Source organism: Okeania sp. SIO2B3 (assembly GCF_010672525.1).
GTDB lineage: Bacteria > Cyanobacteriota > Cyanobacteriia > Cyanobacteriales > Microcoleaceae > Okeania.
In genome coordinates this window covers 209,315-229,098 of record NZ_JAAHGH010000007.1, presented here as the reverse complement: position 1 = coordinate 229,098, position 19,784 = coordinate 209,315, and the positions used below count along the sequence as shown (strand labels likewise).

Below are 19,784 nucleotides of genomic sequence, written 5' to 3'. Positions count from 1 at the left end.
GACCGAATCTTTCTATTCACAGCTCATAGAGTGAAAAATCACCAATATTCATTTTCATTATGTGAAGCTTCTAAAAAGTCGCGCGCCAAAGGAATGTTGGTTGCATCCTCACAATTTTTGTGATATCTTATCTACTATAAGGGGTCGTTCGGCTATACGCATGACTTTTTATTCAACTAAACTTCTAAACTAATACACAATCAAAATATTCAGGAATTTTTCCAAGAGCAATAGCAGAAATATTTTCATGGTGAAAAGCTCCTAAAAATATTTGTTTTTCCCCGACCGAATCTTTCCATCCATACCTCTTGAGTGAAAAATCACCAATCAATATTTATTATCATTGTGCGAAGCTCCTAAAAAAACGCGGGTCAAAGGAATTTTGGTTGCATCCTTGCAATTTTTGTGATATCTTATCTACTATAAGGGATCATTCGGCTATACGCATGACTTTTTATTCAACTAAAAATAGTTAATAGTGAGGGCGATCGCCAATGTTGTAGATAAGTTAAACTTAAACGGAGAGGGTGGGATTCGAACCCACGGAAAGTCACCCTTCAACGAATTTCGAGTTCGCCGCATTCGACCACTCTGCCACCTCTCCATAAAAAATCCAAAGTCAAAATTGAAAAGTCAAAAATGATAATTAAATTTCGATCTTCAGAAAATACACATTATTATATTATACAGCAAATCTGAATTATTTGTAAAAAATCCTAAATCCATAGCACTACGCAAACAGAGCGCGGACATTTCTCTACTCCCCTACTCCCCTACTCCTGTACGGGCGAATGCCATTCGCCCCTACGACTTCGGTATCCGTGTATCCGTGCCATAATCCCTGTGAGCCACTCCCCTATTCCCCTACTCCCTACTCCCTTCTCCCTTCTCAAAGTAAAGAACTATCAACCTTATCCGATTCTAAAGTAGTTTGAAACCCTGTAGCAGGAGTCCATTGAATGGCACCATCACGACCAGTCCAAAATAGAAGAATATTATTTTCCCGGCAAAGTTCCACCATATCTGGATGGACAGAATCAGACGAAGCGATCGCTACTTTTGGCCGAATAATATTCAACAACTCTGGATTTAACTTGTTCCCAGACCACCAAAGCACCTGAGTCTGCGGAAAACTTCTGGCCGCTAGTAACCGACTCTGTTCCCGCAATTTTACATCTCCCAATAATAACCACTTTTGGCCATGAATCAGAAATTCCACAATTGGGGTCTCAGAATTAATTAACTTCATCTGTATCGAACCCAATTCAACAGTTTGATTATTTACCAAAGTAAAATAATCAGCCCGACTAGCTCCCACAGCATCTAGAACAGGTTGGTTGTTAGTTTGATAATTCTTTTCATCATCAGCTTCCACATCATAAAATATCTTCACTCTCAAAGTATTCAAAATATCTGACCAACCACGACTCAAACCTTTTTGAGAATGAAGGGCAATAGACCAATTAATTCTATTAATACCTTGCTGGCGTAAAAATGGTAATACCATAAACTTAGCCGTATTTTCACCTCCAGAATTAATCAAAGTTACTTTCCGTCCATCTTGAACCACAAACACTGGTTCCTCAGATGAGTCAAGAATAGTAGCTTGAAACACAGAAGCTCGAGTATACCAAAGAGGAATAATAATGATAGCGATCGCTAAAATCACACCCCACTGCCAAGACTTTAGAGAAAACTTTTTCTTTTTTCTCTGATTCACTTCTGGCGGTCTATTTCTCCACAACCATATACCACAAATCAACCCATAAAGCACAACCAATTGATAAATTGATATAGCACCCACCGCCACTTGATTTCCTGGCAACGCACTAAAAAAATTTACGATCCCTATTAAAACCTTGACTGGAAAATATAATATTCCAGCAATAAGACTACCTACATAAGGAGAAATCAAAGCCACGATGGCGCTGATAAAACCACCCAGTGTAATCACCGCAACCAAAGGCGCAGTAATAATATTCACAAAAATAGTATAGGGAGACACAACATGAAAAACATACAGTAATAGAGGCAAAGTCCAAATAGAAGCAGCGATCGGAATAGCAACCAGAGATGCAACACCAGAAGGCAACCAATCCAAATGTTTCATTAATGGTGGCGCTGTTACCAACAACCCAAAAGTTGCCAAGAAACTCAACTGAAATCCTAAATCCCAAATCCATAAAGGATTGATTAATAGTAGAAAAGTTGCAGCCACAGTTAAAGAAGCTAATGGTTTAACTTGACGTTGAGAAACAATGGCAACCAAAGCCGCCAACCCCATAAATGCTGCTCGTAATACTGAAGGTGAAATACCTGCTAAACCAACGTAAATAATTAAAGTCAGAATGCCAAAGCTAAATCTTGCTCCAGGAGGCAAGCTTTTAGTCAAAGTCAGCACCACACCCAAAATTAACGAAATATGAAAACCTGATGCTGCTAATACATGAGCCAACCCTACTTTGACAAACTTATCTCGTAATTGATAAGATAAATCTACAGCTCTACGACCTAATACCATTGCACTCACAAGAGGACCCTCTGGTACACCCAAAGAACTCACATGAGAGCGAATAATTCGTTGTCGTATCCGACTTAATCCCCAAATATTAGTCTTTTCTTGGTTAGTGATGGTGAGTTTATAACCTGCAATGCCAGCAAAAGCACCTTGTCTAGCCAAGTAGGCACGAAAATCAAACCCTCCAGGATTAGTTGCTGGTGATGGTTTGTATAAAGAACCAGTAATTGCTACTGCCTCACCAGGATAGACACCTGTTGCTTGTAATAGAGGAACTGTGACATAAAGTTTACCCGTAACGTCTTGGTGTACATTAGCCGAACCATCAGTACCTACTATTTCACTAACTTGAGTTACATTTAGCCACAGTTGTGCTTTTTCTGAGCGAGTCTTGCGGGGAAGAGAAAGCACTTTTCCACGAACAGTAACTACTTGTTGTTGCTGGGAGTTACCATCAACGGGAATTATTTTACTAACGTCATCTATTGATGGTTGGGGTACTCGGACTAAAAAATAAATACTAGCAAGAAAAGCGATCGCCCCAGCGGTTATCCACAACCAATTTGAATTTAGCAGAGATTTTCTCGTTCTTTTTGGGAGTAAATCTGGAAACTGACCATTTCTGAGTAAGTCTTCAGTATTAATTTTTGGCTGAGAAGTTGCTATTATTTTAGTCGATCTTCGTAAGTTTTGTCGGTATCCTTGTTGTACGATAATTGCTAAGACTAAGCCCATAGTTAGCATACCATATATACCCCAAGGAACAATGGTAGATACTAGCCCCAATATGTAAGCTAGGCTGATGACAATTGCTACAGCTTGATTCATATTTTATTGAAGAAGGAAGAAGGAAGAAGGCAGGAGGCAGGAGGCAGAAGGCAGAAGGCAGAAGGGAAAATTGCTTATGGATTCAAAATTTAGATAGCTAAACCAAGTCTTAAACCCAACACTGCATGAACAAACATGATACAAAGTGCGATGCTACCAAGATAAGCATGAGCAGTACGCAATACAGCTTGATTTCCACCAAATTTTGTTAGGGAGATAAAACCATTTGTTGCCAGTAATGCTAATACTGCTGAACCAGTCCAAAAATGAGGACTTTCAAATATTTGCTGTTCCTGCATCACTAGAGATAATATTCCACCGGTATAACCTAATGCCATAAATAAAAACATAAATGATGCCATCTTACGGTGGCTAGAGGCACTTTCAACAGCTATGGCTTCATCAGTAACTACTCGTCTGCGCCATCCAGTAAAACCCACAAAGCTACCCATAACAAATACAACGATCGCCATCATCAATGGATGTCCCCAATGTACAATTGGTTCTGGCGTACCGAAATTGCGGAATATGTCAGCTATTGGTTCTAAATATTCTCTGATTTCCATTTCTTTCTCTGGTGGTAGTTTTTGCTTTCTTGTTTGTTCAAAGTTTAAGTTTATCAAAATATAGCGCTGTGCGCAGGCAACAGGCAATAGGGGGAAAAAATGCCAATAATATTAATATTTTAGCGATTGGACACCTCCTGCAATTTGCAAATATACCAGCGTACACTGCTATAATTGGGTCGCGTAACCCCGCCTTTTCAGACGAAATGATTTTGGAGGCTTGCTCAAATCCCCTACTTCCCCTCCACGGGAGGGGGAGGGGCGAGGGGTGGGTTAACTGCTGACTTCTGACTTCGTTAAAATGATTGTTGGAGGCTTGCTCAAATCCCCTACTTCCCCTCCTGGGAGGGCTATGCTTTATAAACATCTTTCTTAACATAAAACGTAGACAAAAAAGACAAGTTATGGGTAAGTCTGGGAGCGGCTTTTTCGGGAGAAAATTGTATTGAAAAATACACTATAAGTGAGGACTGTAGACAAAATTCTTACTCCCCCCTCTTCCCCCTCTTCCCCCTCTTCCCCCTCTTCCCCACCCTCCTACAAGGGTTTCAGGAGTTCCTTATCAGGGATAGCTGGGAGGGGGAGGGGCGAGGGGTGGGTTAACTTCTGACTGAAATGAAGTTTGTCTTACATTCTGAGGAGACCTCAGAATTACACACTCGCTTCTGACTTCTGACTTCTGACTTCGTTAAGCTGCTGCTTTAGCCTGACCTTCTGGGTTAGCTTTCAGCAATGGAAAGTTAAGACTTTCCCGTTGTTGTAAATAAAGTTGACCGACTTTGCGTGCTAGATTACGAATTCTGCCAATATAACGAGTGCGTTCGGTGACAGAAATTACCCCTCTAGCATCAAGTAAATTAAAACTATGAGAACATTTGAGAACGTAATCAAGACTTGGTAAAACTAATCCTTGTTTTGTTAGTTGTTCAGCTTCTTTTTCATAGAGACCAAAGAGGGTAAATAAAAACTCAGGATTAGATGCCTCAAAATTATAGGTACATTGTTCAATTTCTCCCTGAAGATAAACGTCTCCATAAGTTACCTTATCAGTCCAAGCTATTTTTGTAATCGCATCTACTTCTTGGAGATACATGGCAAGGCGTTCTAAACCATAAGTAATTTCGATGCACACTGGTCGGCAATCTATACTACCACATTGTTGAAAGTAGGTAAACTGCGTAATTTCCATGCCATCAAGCCAAACCTCCCAACCTACTCCCCAAGCTCCAAGAGTAGGAGCTTCCCAGTTGTCTTCTACAAAACGAATATCATGGTCTTCTGGGCAGATCCCCAGAGCGCGGAGAGAGTCGAGATACACATCCTGAATGTTATTGGGAGAAGGTTTGATCAGGACTTGATATTGGTAGTAGTGTTGGAAGCGGTTGGGGTTTTCCCCATAACGTCCATCAGTAGGGCGACGACAGGGTTCGACATAAGCAACTGACCAAGGTTCAGGACCGATCGCCCGCAGAAATGTGTGGGGATTCATTGTACCTGCTCCTTTTTCAGTATCATAAGGTAGAGCGATGAGACAGCCGCGATCGCTCCAGAACTGATTTAAGGTAGCTATGACTGATTGGAAATTCACAGACTTTTCTTTGATTTTGAGTTTATTTGAAATCAGATATTTTCAACATCTTGGGAGCAAACACTCTTGCGATTTTCCCAATTTCCACCTTTTTCTAGCATAGAATAATTACCTTGTCAACTTCCATGATTCTCTGTTCCTTGTTCCCTACGCAAAGAGCTATAATAGTTAACTAGATATTAGCTTTTAGCATTTCCGTACTGGAATGTTCTGCAAACAGTTATCAGCTTGTAGGGGTGATTCGCGAATCACCCCTACTTGGGTTTATAGAAACCTGAAGGTGCGCGGAGGAGTAACATTCCCCTTCTAAAAGCTTACTGCTGAGTGCTAAGTGCTAACCGCTTTTTTAACGTCGTACCTTACCTAAAGCGATCGTGACTTCTATAAGTATATTCATTGCTACATCTCTACTAGGACAGATACGTCCAGCACTACGATCGCCTACAGAATGGAAACCTATGTGGAAAGGGCAAAGATTTTCTCGGTTAAAGCACCAAAAGTAATTAATAATTCCTATAATCTTTCAATAATCGTACCTTCTGATGTTACTAAACCTTTCCATAAAGAACAGATTAGTAGAGATAAAATGGATATAGATTATGATTATGTACAAAATGTGCTTATCTCAGAGATTATAGATTTGCCATATGAAGCGTCTTTTTATTTTTGGCGGTCTGAGGGGAAGAACATTAAAAAGCTTTTAGATATATCACATTCAATATTGAAAGATGAAAAAAATAACAAAGGGTTATTAAATATAGAATATTACTACGCGTTGTACTTTTTACAAGAAGGTTGTTATAAAAAAGCACGAAGACATTTAGAAACCTTTGTTAAAAATATAGATAATTCTAATCCTATTTTTCAAATTGCTGCTGTTCACTATGGAAAATCTCTTTTTTATTTAAAAGAGTATCAACAATCTCTTGAGATATGGAATAATGTCAAGCAAGAAATAAACAATACTATTCTACCTAGAGATATTTTAGACTATCATAATGCTTCTATCATTTGGAGAGAATATTTAGTGAATAGTTCAGGTTTGCTAGGTATATCTGAATCTAAGATAGATTATGAATATCTTGTTGATAATGCTGCGAAAGTTGGGCTAGATCAAATAAAAAATGTATGGTTTGCATCAGCGTATTCAAAATATCTAAATAATGATTTTGAAAGTTGCTTAAATTATGTCCGTATTTTAAAAAATGAACTTAAAAATAATTTTAGGCAACCGATGTTTATGGCAGCTGCCTTGCTTTTAGAAGCAAGAACTTTAATGGAACTCAGTGGAAATAATAAGAAACAAGGATTAGTTATTATAGAAAGCTTGAATAGACTTAATCTTCACTGGAATTCACAACTATTTATGAATCATATTTCAAAACGTGATTATATTGCTCAGTTTAAGCATATTCAAACAGGTAATACATACAAAGATATAGCCAGCGAATCAAAAGAATATATGAAAAATAACCATGATTTTCTATATATATCAAATCACTTGAGAGGTTAGACAACTAAACTTTCTCTTCCTTCTTCCTTCTTCCTTCTTCCTTTTTCCCTCTTCCTTCTTCCTTACAATTAAATCCCACTCCACTCTCTTAAAATTGGTAAAACAAAAGTAATAGGCGCTCTTTCTTCTACTCGTACTCGTGTTGTTGTGGTTGTACCAGCGGTTAATTTTTGTTGGGGTCCTTTTGAAGAAGACCATTGATAACCACTAAAGGTATTAGGGTCTAATTTTAGTTGAGCGATCGCTTCTATTTTCCCCCCATTTTCGCCGATAATATTTTCTACTATTTCGGAATTTCCTACTACGAAGTTTGCACCTTCTTTTGTTACAGGAAAATCAGATACAGAAATAATTTTGCCGATAATTCCACCAAATCTTTCCCGTTTTACAGTATCGGGAGTGATTAAAATTTCCATCTCTGGTGTGATGCGTTTGCCATCTGAAACAGCAAAATAACTGACTGCTTGTAGTTCTCCTGATTTTCCTTTGATATTAATTTTACCCAGAGTAGTACCTGGATTGACAAATTGTCCGAGAGTAGTTTGAATTTCCACAATACATCCATCTACAGGACTAAGAATTTTGCTATTATCAGCAATTTGTTTTTCTAATTGAGCAATTTCTCGTTTAACTTCTTCTATTTGATTTTTGCGTGTATTAACTGCTTCTAAATTTTCTTGTTCTAAACGTTTTCTCTGAGTATCTAAATCTTGTAAATCTGCTTTTATTTGAGTTATTGTATTCTGATTTTCTAAAAATTTTTGCTTTGTTTCTGTTTCTCGTAGTTTGAGTTCTTGTAAATCTGCTTTTATTTCATTAATTTTGTTGATATTATCTAAAAATTGTTCGTCAGTTTCGGTTGTTTGTAAATCTAATCCTTGAATTTGGGTTTCAATTTCTCTAATAGTATTGAGGTTGTCTAAATATTGTTGATTAACTTCTGCTTCCTGCACTTTTAATTCTGTTAATTTAGTCTCAATTTCTTTGATATTATTGAGGTTTTGTGCATATTTTTCTATAGTTTCTGTTCGCTCTACTTCTAGTTGTTTTAACTCTGCTTCTATTTCTGTAATATTTTGCAGATTTTGTTGATATTCTTGTTTGCTTTGTAATAGAATATTTTCAGAAATGGCTCCCTGTTCATGTAATTCCTGACGTCTTTCTAGTCTCTCTTCAAAAGTAGGAGCTAACTCTCGTGCATCTTGTAAACGTTGCAGTAGACTTTCTCGTTTCTGTTGTAATGCTACTTCATTTTGATTAAGCAAAATAGGGGTTAAAGCTTTGGTATTTTCTAAACTTTGTTCCAGGGTAACTTTTTGTTCAGTGAGTGCTGCTAGTTGTTTTTCTTGTAGCTCAGGAGTTAGTGTTTTAGCATCTTGCAAACGCTGTTGTAAGCTAGTTTTTTGTTTGGCGATCGCCTCTAATTTTTTCTCTTTTAATGCGGGAGTTACTGTTTCTAGATCTGACAAACGTTTTTCTAAACTCTGACGTTGTTCTCCGATGGCATTTAAAGTATCGTTTTGCAGTATTGGTGCTATTGCCTGAGTATCTTTCAAGCGTTGTTCTAAACTGTTTTTTTTCCCTGCTAAAGCTTCTATTTCGAGTTGAGTTCGTTGATTTTGTAATTGTTGAGTATTTTGAGCTTGAGATTCTAATTGAGTTAGTTTATTCTGTTGTAATTCTAATTGTTTTTTGAGCTGAGATGGATCGATAGTTGCCAGTACATAATTTTTTTTTATGCACTGCCCATCTTCTATATTTAAAGATTGTAATCTACCAGCGATCGCTGACTGAAATTCTATTACTTGTCGGGGGCGAATTAATACTCCTTTTCCACTAATAGTAATAGGTATTTTGCCGAAAATACTCCATAGTAAACCCAAAATTACTAGACTACCTAATGTTGCTAAAGGTAGCCAATCTTTGAGAGTAACTACTTGCATTAATTGGTCTATTTTTTCTGGGGAAGAAAGCCGTTCTAAAGATTCTTTGCGGAATATACGGCGCTGTTTTTCAGACATTAATAACTGTAGATGAACTTCCCATGATTTTTTTTTAATTAGCTTGTACCAACGATAAAATAAATAATATTATCAATAATTTTAGTGAAGTAAAAACTTTACCGAATAATTAACTAATTAATAATTAAATAATTCGCGCCTTGAAGCCGACCCTTTTAAGGGGAAAAAAGTGGTCGAGAGATGGCTAGGTCTCCTCGCCATATCCAATCGACCAAGAGAAGAAATAATATTTCCTTATATTCAATCAAGAGCGGTTTTAACCAGAGGTAATTATCAATTATCTATTATCAATTATCCATTAATGAACCATGATGTCTATTTGACTAAAAATAAAGTCTAATCCATTCTTTTTAATACCATTGATTTATGAAATTGCACTTAAGAAAAGATGATAATTATTACAGCGCTTCCCGTTGCCCGTGAGGTACACCCCAAAGCGAGCAAGATGCCCGCACTACAATATTTTCATCATTTACCCTGTACCTCATTTACCCGAAATATGCTGTAATTATTAATTATTAATTATTAATTATTGAACCCTACTTTGGTCTACCGAGATTAAAACTGCTATAAGTGCATCGTTACAAAGAAAAAGTATAATACCAACGATGAAAAAAAATGCTTTTCTTAGGTAAAGTTTCAATTATTAAGTAATCAACACAGGTGGAATAATCTTTTTGATAATTATTAGCCACCTAATGTGTTAATTATTTATATTTTTACTACGACCTACAGACGTTGCATACAAATTTATTAGCAAAAAATTAAGGTATAAAGCCTCTCCATTCATGGATAAAAAAGCGGAGTTTCCTGTAGACTGGGATGGCGATCTTCAGAGCGGCTCTGATCAGAGCAGGTCTCCTCGTCATATCCAATCTACCAAGAGAAGAAAAAAAATCCTTTTAGCCAATCCTTCTATTACAGAAAAGGTAATAATTAATAATTAATTATTAATTATTAATTATTAATTGTTAATACATCTTATGATGGAGTTTTAATTAAAGAAAATCAACTTTTACCAATTAAATCTTGACTTCTTAAAAGTGTTTCTGTCATGGTTGCCAATTTCTGCAAACTAGCTTCTAATTCATCAGCACGTTGTTGATGTTTTTGCTTACGCATTAGGGCGGCACGAGCTAAATCTTCCCGGTCTTGTTTCATCGCCGCCACTGCTACTTTTTGCCAGGTATTTATTTCCTGTTTAAGTTGTTTATATTCTGGTTGAATATTTTCCCAAGCTATTTTTATGTCTGCTAAAGCTTTGTTGACTAATTTAGCAGTATCTAAGTCAGTTTTTACTCCCAAAATTGCTTGCTTAATTGGTTCTGATATTTGCTCAACATTAATGTGATAAAGCAGAGGAATAAAGTTTTTTACCTGTTGACTGTGACTAACTCCAGTTATGCACCAAGTAGCAAAATGTTCGCAATTATTAAAAACAATATTATATTTTCTTTCTCCTAATCTACTTTCTGCTCTTTGAATGACTGTATCAGCAATATAACGAACTGGGTAACGTTTTACATAAACTTTTCTTCTATCAGTAAAATATTCTTTAGAAGTTCTTTCAATAGTTTCTGTACCTTTGCGATAATGAATAACTGTTCCATCGCCATAGTCAATGCCATGATGTTCGTAAACACCATCTATATTTAGAAACTCTCTAAGAGTATATATTTGCTCTCCTCTTGCCATATTATTTTTTCAAATTTTACTTAATTTAACTAGCTATTAGCTATCAGCTATTAGCTATTAGCTATTAGCTTAAAAAGTTAGTGCATAGATAATTGTATCTGTTTGCAGAGCAGTCCCTTAATAATTAATAATTAATAATTAATAATTAATAATTAATAATTATCTTTGCTTGAAAACGGATAGGATTGATGCGGTAGGGGAAATTAATTTATTGTTTCTCCTTTAAATAAATGAGAGGCTTTAAACCTTAATTATTCGGTAAAATATCCCCGACGCGCGAGCAAGTCGTTTAATTTTAGCAGAGGTTGCTCATCCCTTTTACACAAAGCTGACCACTGAACTGCTGTTTGCGGAGCATTCCGTCAGGAAATGCTTACTACCTAATTCTATTTTAATCTGAATGAGGCAATTTTTACACAAACTAAAACTACCAATCCTAAAGTTAAAATTCCAGCAGTAACTGCAATTATTGGCATATCTAAATGACGAATTACAATGGCTATAAATGCCCAAACAAATACTAGAGGATAAGCTATATCTTGCTTTTGTATATTAATAATTGCTGCAATAATTGCTCCAATTATCAACATAATAATTGTCCAAATTATGGCAACTTGCCCCACCTTATTCCAGCCTAAATAATGTAAGGCACTTGCTATATTCACAATCGTTGCGACACTAATCCAAGCAAAATATATACTGATGGGATGATGAACTAACCATTTATCTTTTTTAGGCACTCTTTCATAACTAATTCCTAAACTTAGATATAGGCAAATTAAACAGCCTAAAATTCCTAACATTGCCAAAACTGAAAGAGTAAATAATTGATATTGAAATAAAAACACCCAAACTATTTGTGCCAGACTTGCACCTACTAAAAAATATCCACATCTCTGTAAAATTTGATTTTCTCTTTGGGCTGGTAATACTTGATAAATTCCAAAACTAATTAAACCTAAATAAATTAATCCCCAAATTGCAAAAGCATAACTAGCCGGAATAATCAAAACATCCTGAAATACAGTATTAGAAATTTCACCAATAGTTTTGCCACCAGGAGGTGCAAGATTAACATAAACATTCAGAAAAAAAGCAGCAAGAATTCCTATTAAATTAGCCCACTGTCGAATAATGTTTGAATTAAATTTGTTAGTATTAGTTTCCATAATTGTTTTTACTCTTATAAATAAATCCGATAAAAAAGCGTTTCTTGACGGAATGCTCCGCAAACAGATACCTAATTATATGCACAAATTTTTAGGCTGATAGCTGATAGCTAGTTAAGCCAAATTATAACTTAGCCCGGAAGTTGTTACCTCTACAACTCACCGGGCTACTTGATTCAAATAATTAGTTAATCTTAATCAAATTATAACATCTATATTTGTAGAATTAATCTATAATTACTTCTAGTCCACAAGCTTCTGCCAGTTGTTGTGCTATACTTTTATATTGACGAGGTGGAGTGTGAGTATCTAAGTCTAAATTAAAACCTTCGATAACCCGCTGAATTAATTTTGAGCGCCATATAGCTTCTATTTCATAATCAGAACTTAGACTGCCTTCAGATAATGCTAACCTCAACTTATCTAATATTTGAAATTGTCCCACTAAAATTGCTGCTTTAGTAACATCATTAGAATCAGTATCAAGAGCATCTAGTTGCCTACTAACTCGATTCCATTCACCATCAATTATCTCGATCAAAACTGCAGCAAGTTTAGCATTACGTTGCTGTGTCAATATCTGAAATTCGTCGTTATTCATCATTATTAACTCCTAAATATATGATTATCGACTATCTAATTTTATATATCACATCTAGACTGTTGAATGCTATGAATATAATCTTAAATTTTGAATAATTTATTTCCTATATGGCCTCTTGATTTTATGTCAGATAATTAGTTAATAGATAATACCATTTTTATAAATTTTGCTACAAATAATCAAGGTGTTTTTAGTAGTTAGTAGCCAGTAGTCAAGAGAAATCAAATCGTAAGCATTCAGCCGTCAGCTATGAGTGCTTCCCTGCGGGATGTTACGCAAACACCTATTGTTTTTAGTTTAAGATAAAATCTTTAATAACTGAGTCAGAATTAAATATGACTACAAAAGCTAGCTTTAAAGTCTATATTAATTTAAACTCCTTGATGAGAAATGAGAGCTGAAAGCTGACAGCTAATAGCTTAATGCTTACATCAAATCTATTCTTTTAACCAAATAAATTCAAAATAATTTAGCAGCATAGTTTTGCGGTATTTATAACATTATTTTTTTACCCTTGGTATAATAACTTATATTTTTATATTTCATGATTTGCTAATGATTAAACCTAAAAAAAATAACTTCAACAAAGTAAAAATAAGATAAAATTCCAAGAAAATATAAACTATTTTTATTCAATAATTAACAATTTTTTACTCTCCTGTGGAACACTTCACCTCCATATCTACGAAATTAAAAAAAAGGAAAGATAAAAAAAATGCACCAACTATTAAAAGCGAACAAGACACAGTTAACAGAAAAGAAAAATAGATAACAAAAGAAGTCAAACAAATTATTTTGACTTTTGCAATAAGTCTAGTCAAAAATCAAGTTAGAAATAAACTTTCCTGAATTTTCTGATAATGACTGATTAACCTGAATATGATAATCTATCAGCAATAAAATTCTGTTAAAGGAATCTAGATAATGACAAAATTACGAGTAGGTTTATTATTTGGTGGTTGTTCCGGGGAACATGAAGTATCCCTGAATTCGGCAAAAGCGATCGCTACTGCTTTAACTCAAGGTCAAAATACAGGCAAATACGAATTGATGCCAATTTACATCCAAAAAGATGGTCGTTGGCAACCAACTGATTTTTCTCAACAAGTTCTGGAGTCTGGCAACCTACCATCATCTCAGCTTACAGATGATAGTTCCGAGACTGAAACCACTTCTTCTCTTGCTTCTCAAAGCTCGTCTTACCTCTGGCAAACTCCCCCTCAAGCTGCCCAAGTAGATGTGTGGTTTCCAGTGCTTCACGGTCCCAATGGCGAAGATGGTACCATACAGGGTCTACTGAAGTTAATGCAGGTTCCATTTGTGGGGTCTGGAGTTTTGGGGTCAGCAATGGGTATGGATAAGATCGCGATGAAAATGGCTTTTGCTCAGGCAGGTTTGCCCCAGGTAAAATATCAGGCAGTGACACGATCGCAGATTTGGTCTAATCCTTGTGTGTTTCCCAAATTGTGTGATGATATTGAGGCAGCTTTAGGATATCCCTGTTTTGTTAAACCTGCTAATTTAGGCTCGTCAGTGGGTATTGCTAAGGTGCGGTTGCGCTCGGAATTGGAAACTGCCTTGGATAATGCTGCTAGTTATGACCGTCGAATTATTGTTGAAGCAGGTGTAGAAGCGAGAGAGTTAGAATGTGCGGTGTTAGGAAATGATTTGCCGAAAGCTTCTGTAGTGGGAGAGATTACTTTTGAGAGTGATTTTTATGATTATGAAACCAAGTATACAGAAGGAAAAGCGGACTTATTTATTCCAGCGCGAGTCAGTGAAGCGATCACTGCTCAAATTCAAGAAATGGCAACTCAAGCATTTTTAGCTGTGGATGCTGCGGGTTTAGCTAGAGTAGATTTTTTCTATGTAGAGAAAACAGGGGAAATTTTTATTAATGAAATTAATACGATGCCTGGTTTTACTGCGACAAGTATGTATCCTATGCTCTGGAAAGCTAGTGGCATTCCTTTTTCTGAGTTAGTAGACTGTTTAATTCAGTTAGCATTAGAAAGACATTCTAAGTAACTAACAATTTTCTGTAGGTTGGGTAGAGCGACAGCGAAACCCAACATTTATCTTTTTTGTCAATTTTAAGTAGACAGTAGTATAATTGATATTAAATAAGTTGACACATACAACCCAGGAATCATTAATTATGGACAGAGAAAAAGAAGCGATCGCTTTACCAAAAAGAACTCAAAAATTTCGGACAAGACTATTGCCTGGAAAGACATTACCTGCTGAAGAAATAGCAAGACGCAAAGCTATCAAAGTAGAATTTAGCGCCCGCTGCCGACCAGTCTTTGAAAAACTTCGCCCTCAATTAATTGACAAATATTACAACCATTTTATAGCAGTCGATCCAGACACTCAAGAATATATGATCGACTCATCCTTAGAAAACTTAATTCAAAAAGTTCGCAGCTGTTACCCAGATGGTACAGTCAAAGTCGCTATTTATCGACTTAATGAAACAGGAGCTTGTGGCAGAATATAATGTTAGGTAAATTTGGAGATAACGGCGAATTATTTTTTGAAATAGAATTAGTTACTGTCACTGGAGAGAAATTTTTAGTAGACGCTCTGTTAGATACTGGTTTTACCACAGGATGGTTAGCCATTAATTCTCAAGATTTAGAAGCTTTGCAGTGGCCTTTAGTTGCACCTGACATAGAAATGCAGACTGCTAGAGGGAATGAATTCTTTAATATCCATCAAGGTTTAATAATTATTGATGGAGAACAAATGACAATACCAGTTCATGTTGGTGAAGAAATACCTGAATTTTTAATTGGTTCTCAATGGTTGGAAATAATGGAACTTACTGTCAATAAATCAGAGGATATTTTAAAGCTATGAAAAATTGACAAGTGAAAAATTAATGAAGATCAAAATTATCTTAATGTAGTATGATGTATTTTTTGTAAATATTTAGCTTGAGGAAGATTATTAGGGAAAACAACCATGAAAAGCAACAGTACTAATTGGCAGAGCATTGGCATAGGAATAGTTGGCCTTGCAATTTTAGGTGTAATAGCTTGGTTCTTATTTTCTGAAATCAGCAAAGCACCTTGGCCATTTATAGCTATTTTAGTTGCTGCATTAGGAGCATTGATTACAGTTACAAGTAATCTTAACATTCAAATTCGTAATGAACAAATACCTAAAAAGGTTGAAGTATATGACAAAGTTATTAATTTTTTCTTTGATAGTATCTTTGCTAAAAAAATGAACGGAAATGAAAAAACACCAGAAGAATTAGCTAAAGAAATTTATGATATGACACCAGATTTAATTTTATGGGCATCCGATGATGTTTTAAATCTGTATATAAAATTGAAACAAATCTCAAGAAGTGATACAGAAAACTCTTCAGATAATCCCATTAAGCTTTTCAGCTCTATGCTATTAGCAATGCGAAAAGATTTAGGACATCAAAACAATCAGTTAAATGAAAAGAATATTTTAGGGATTTTTGTAATAGATATTGAAAATTTACCTGAGTAGCCATAGAGTTAGGCTACATCCCTAAAACTCTGCGTTATTCTAAATTGATTGCCCTTTCTCATCTATGATTTAAAGCAAAGCCAATTTCCTCAGTTATCTTAATCATTTGTTATTGTGCAACATAAAAAATACTGTAGGGGTTTAGCTACCAAACCCCTAACTATTGACTATTCCCTACTTAATACCAATTCACTTTAAAGATGTCACAAATAGTTGGCAACTGACGATGTGAAAGAATAAGCTGAAATTATTGTATATCCATTACTTTCAGTCTATCAACTTTCACTTCTGACTTCTCGACCAAGAGAAGAAAAAAATCCTTTTAACCAATCCTATTATTTATAAGAAGAGGTAATTCTAAATTCTAAATTCTAAATTCTAAATTCAAGAAAATCCCTCCAACTTCGCCACCTCAACCCGAGTCTCCAACACAGAATCAGGATTCAAACTAATAGAATCAATCCCCAACCCTACCAACAACTTCGCAAACTCAGGATAATCACTCGGCGCCTGACCACAAATACCAATCTTATTCCCACACTCATGAGCAATAGTAATCGCAATCTTAATCATTCGCCTCACAGCATCATGGCGTTCGTCAAAAATATCTGCTACCAATGCCGAATCTCGGTCTAAACCCAACACCAACTGAGTCAAATCATTCGACCCAATAGAAAATCCATCAAACACTTGAGCAAACTGTTCTATTAAAATCACATTACTCGGTAACTCACACATCACATAAACCTGCAAACCATTCTCACCCCTCTCCAAACCATACTTAGCCATCTCCCCTAAAACCTTCATTCCTTCTTGGGGTGTACGACAAAACGGAATCATCGGAATTACATTTGCCAATCCCATTTTATCCCGCACTCGCTTCAGCGCCAAACACTCCAAACCAAAAGCATCCCGATATTTAGGATGATAATAACGAGACGCACCCCGCCAACCAATCATTGGGTTTTCCTCATCAGGTTCAAACTGTTTCCCTCCCAATAAATTAGCATATTCATTACTCTTAAAATCGCTCATCCGTACAATCACAGGTTTCGGATAAAAAGCAGCAGCGATCGCTCCCATCCCATAAGCTAGGCGATCGATAAAGAAATCTGCCTTATTTTCATATCCCATAGTCAACTCAGCAATTTTTGCCTTTTCCGCCTCATCCTCTACTTCGTCAAAATTGAGCAATGCTAAAGGATGCACCCTAATATGATTAGCAATTATAAACTCCAATCTAGCCAAACCCACACCATCAACCGGAAGTGCCGATAACCGAAAAGCCTCCTCTGGGTTGCCCACATTCATCAAAATGCGAGTGCGAGTTTCTGGCAAATCATCCAATACTGTTTCCACAACCTCAAACGGCAACAACCCATCATAAACTATCCCCACTTCTCCCTCAGCACAGTCAACAGTTACCTCCTTACTATTGTACAATAGTTTCGTAGCATTTTCGCAACCAACAATCGCCGGAATACCCATCTCCCGCGCAATAATTGCAGCATGACAAGTACGCCCACCTTGGTTAGTAACTATAGCGCTAGCCTTTTTCATAATGGGTTCCCAGTCGGGGTCAGTTTTGTTAGTGACTAACACCTCCCCTGGTTTAAATTCAGAAATGTTATGCGTATCCAGAATTACGCGCACTTTACCTTCGCCGATCGCCTGACCAACAGCACGACCTGTCAACAATACTTTCCCTTTTTCCTGCAACTGATAACTACGCAGCATATCCTCGGTTTTTTGAGATTGCACTGTTTCTGGTCGCGCCTGAACTATATATAAAATATTGGTTATACCATCTTTTGCCCACTCAATATCCATCGGCGTGTAACTACCACGCACTTGGGAATAATGGTCTTCAATAATTACCGCCCAATGGGCAAGTTGCAGAATTTCATCATCACTTAGAGCAAACTGTTGCTGCTGTCGCTCCGGTACGGGTACATTTTTAATCGAATTACCGCCATCATAAACCATTTTCAGAGCTTTAGTGCCCAGGCGTTTGTTGAGAATAGTACGGAAACCTTCCCGAAGAGTTGGTTTAAATACTAAATATTCATCGGGGTTAACTGCACCTTGTACCACATTTTCCCCTAAACCATAAGCTGCTGTGATTAGGGCAGCATTTTTGAACCCGGTTTCGGTGTCTATAGAAAACATGACACCAGAGGTAGCAAGGTCGGAACGCACCATTTTTTGAATGCCAACTGACAGGGCAACATCAAAGTGGTCGAAACCTTTGAGAGTGCGGTAGGAGATAGCACGGTCGGTGAATACTGATGCGAAACACTTATGAGTTGCTTTAAGTACATTTTTGACCCCGTGAATATGGAGGTAAGTTTCCTGTTGTCCGGCAAAACTGGCATCTGGTAAGTCTTCAGCAGTGGCACTGGAACGTACAGCAACATCTGTATCTTGACCGTAGAGATAACAAAGGGTTTCGTAGCTGAGGGCGATCGCTTTTTCGAGTTCTGCTGAAAAGGGTGTATTCATTATCAATGCTCGCGCTTTTTTCCCCCGTTGTTGCAAATTTTTCATATCTTCAACATCAAGGTCGGCAAATAGTAAGCGCAGTTTTGCTTCTAAACCAGCAGATTTGATGAAGTAACGATAGGCGTAGGCAGTGGTAGCAAAACCATTCGGAATATTGATGTTTTTGGGGGTAAGTTGTTGCATCATTTCTCCTAAAGATGCGTTTTTACCTCCTACTAAAGGAATGTCATTAATACTAACTTCATCAAACCACAATACTAAGCTTTTATCTTTAGCAGTAAAAGTCTTATTTTGAATTGTTACTGTTTTTAGCATTGTTTTAATTTCTCCTAAAATTAAGCTGTTTCATCATGTCACGGTGCAGCTTGGATAGAATTTTCGTCACAAATTTATATTCAAGGCAAATCACTATATTTTGGGTGCATCTCAATGCATGAATAAAGCCTAAAATTTATCGCTTTTAGGCAACAGTTCATCTAGCAACAGTCAACAGGGAATATATAGGAAAAAAGTATTTTTGCAAATATTAAGATGCACCCTATATTTTTGCCTTTAAAAAACTATTTTTGTTAACGTTCGACAACCTATATCACATTGATCGCTAACAATTATTTCTTGATTTATAGTTGTGTATTACCCATCTATCTTATTAGAGAAATTTTATTAAAAAACTTTTTCTCTATATTTATATATTAATTAAATTCTGTATAACCGACAACTTTTCTGAGGTATGCACCTTAGTTACCAAAAGTAAAAAATTGTTGATAGGAGTAGTGTAGAGGTGTTTATTACAAAAAATTAAGTGCTTTCATAATTCTATAGAGGGGGTTTTAACTACGACTCATCTGAGGTAGACACATTACTAAGATTTATCATTAACCTTAAATAAAAATCAAATAACGATGTTTAATCCCTTGTTTTTAATCCCAACCATAGTTAAGTATATATATAGCAGAAGGAAGAAGAAAGAAGGAAGAGGGAAGAAGGAAAAATATTGCTTTGTCTGAGTTTTAAGCTGCCGATCTGTCCTAACCTTTCCTTCGCTACTATATTAAGTTTGTTTGGTGTTTTTGCTTACATAAAAGGTATTAAATAACCTAATATATATCTGTAAAAATTCTGTAAAAATGTTGATTTTAATCTCAAAAATATAGGAACTGCCATTTTAGTTATCAGTTATCAGTCAGGTTAGTTAGAACAATTAGTGCGAGCATCTTGCTCGCGTTATAAATCATCATAATTAGGGTTTGCGCTCAAAAGTCTTATGGGT

At 36.2% G+C, this 19,784-nt stretch carries 14 protein-coding genes and 1 tRNA gene; 5 read left to right on the top strand and 10 right to left on the bottom strand.

Annotated elements, in window-relative coordinates; genetic code table 11:
* Positions 1-184 precede the first annotated feature (184 nt).
* The 5 genes from F6K15_RS09230 to glyQ all read right to left on the bottom strand — a co-directional run bounded on the left by F6K15_RS09230 (position 185) and on the right by glyQ (position 5,500).
* Positions 185-331, bottom strand: a complete 147-nt coding sequence (locus F6K15_RS09230) for a hypothetical protein (RefSeq protein ID WP_293060115.1) — start codon at positions 329-331, stop codon at positions 185-187.
* A 188-nt stretch (positions 332-519) separates the two neighbouring features.
* Positions 520-604, bottom strand: a tRNA-Ser gene (locus F6K15_RS09225).
* A gap of 285 nt (positions 605-889) precedes the next feature.
* Positions 890-3,346 (bottom strand): ComEC/Rec2 family competence protein, encoded by a 2,457-nt coding sequence (locus F6K15_RS09220; RefSeq protein ID WP_293060112.1) that lies wholly within the window; start codon positions 3,344-3,346, stop codon positions 890-892.
* 89 nt (positions 3,347-3,435) lie between these two features.
* Positions 3,436-3,912: a DUF4079 domain-containing protein gene (locus tag F6K15_RS09215; RefSeq protein ID WP_293060185.1), complete on the bottom strand. Its 477-nt coding sequence runs from the start codon at positions 3,910-3,912 to the stop codon at positions 3,436-3,438.
* 688 nt (positions 3,913-4,600) lie between these two features.
* On the bottom strand, positions 4,601-5,500 hold the full coding sequence (gene glyQ, locus F6K15_RS09210; RefSeq protein ID WP_293060110.1) for a glycine--tRNA ligase subunit alpha: 900 nt from the start codon (positions 5,498-5,500) through the stop codon (positions 4,601-4,603).
* 448 nt (positions 5,501-5,948) lie between these two features.
* On the opposite strand from glyQ, the gene F6K15_RS09205 reads away from it, so the two are divergent.
* Complete coding sequence (locus F6K15_RS09205) at positions 5,949-7,013, top strand: hypothetical protein (RefSeq protein WP_293060107.1); 1,065 nt, start codon at positions 5,949-5,951, stop codon at positions 7,011-7,013.
* A 68-nt stretch (positions 7,014-7,081) separates the two neighbouring features.
* On the opposite strand, the gene F6K15_RS09200 is transcribed toward F6K15_RS09205, so the two are convergent.
* The 4 genes from F6K15_RS09200 to F6K15_RS09185 all read right to left on the bottom strand — a co-directional run bounded on the left by F6K15_RS09200 (position 7,082) and on the right by F6K15_RS09185 (position 12,502).
* On the bottom strand, positions 7,082-9,034 hold the full coding sequence (locus tag F6K15_RS09200; RefSeq protein ID WP_293060104.1) for an NHLP bacteriocin system secretion protein: 1,953 nt from the start codon (positions 9,032-9,034) through the stop codon (positions 7,082-7,084).
* A 1,008-nt stretch (positions 9,035-10,042) separates the two neighbouring features.
* On the bottom strand, positions 10,043-10,729 hold the full coding sequence (locus tag F6K15_RS09195) for a lecithin retinol acyltransferase family protein (RefSeq protein WP_293060101.1): 687 nt from the start codon (positions 10,727-10,729) through the stop codon (positions 10,043-10,045).
* A gap of 386 nt (positions 10,730-11,115) precedes the next feature.
* Entirely contained in the window at positions 11,116-11,898 is a 783-nt protein-coding gene (locus tag F6K15_RS09190; protein ID WP_293060098.1) for a tryptophan-rich sensory protein, read from the bottom strand.
* A gap of 226 nt (positions 11,899-12,124) precedes the next feature.
* Entirely contained in the window at positions 12,125-12,502 is a 378-nt protein-coding gene (locus F6K15_RS09185; protein WP_293060095.1) for a hypothetical protein, read from the bottom strand.
* Positions 12,503-13,426: 924 nt separating this feature from the next.
* On the opposite strand from F6K15_RS09185, the gene F6K15_RS09180 reads away from it, so the two are divergent.
* From F6K15_RS09180 to F6K15_RS09165, 4 genes are all read left to right on the top strand, one after another.
* A complete protein-coding gene (locus F6K15_RS09180; protein ID WP_293060092.1) occupies positions 13,427-14,530 on the top strand; it encodes a D-alanine--D-alanine ligase family protein in 1,104 nt (367 codons plus the stop codon).
* Between the two features lie 130 nt (positions 14,531-14,660).
* Positions 14,661-15,002 carry a hypothetical protein gene (locus tag F6K15_RS09175; protein ID WP_293060090.1) on the top strand — a complete coding sequence of 114 codons (342 nt, stop codon included), beginning with the start codon at positions 14,661-14,663 and terminating at the stop codon, positions 15,000-15,002.
* On the top strand, positions 15,002-15,364 hold the full coding sequence (locus tag F6K15_RS09170; protein ID WP_363267575.1) for an aspartyl protease: 363 nt from the start codon (positions 15,002-15,004) through the stop codon (positions 15,362-15,364). Before F6K15_RS09175 ends, F6K15_RS09170 begins: the two co-directional genes overlap by 1 nt.
* 105 nt (positions 15,365-15,469) lie before the next feature.
* Positions 15,470-16,012, top strand: a complete 543-nt coding sequence (locus F6K15_RS09165) for a hypothetical protein (RefSeq protein ID WP_293060088.1) — start codon at positions 15,470-15,472, stop codon at positions 16,010-16,012.
* 384 nt (positions 16,013-16,396) lie between these two features.
* Here F6K15_RS09165 and ppsA read toward each other — a convergent pair whose 3' ends face one another.
* The gene (gene ppsA, locus F6K15_RS09160) at positions 16,397-18,829 is read right to left on the bottom strand and encodes a phosphoenolpyruvate synthase (RefSeq protein WP_293060085.1); all 2,433 of its coding nucleotides are present in this window, start codon (positions 18,827-18,829) and stop codon (positions 16,397-16,399) included.
* Between the last annotated feature and the right edge of the window lie 955 nt (positions 18,830-19,784).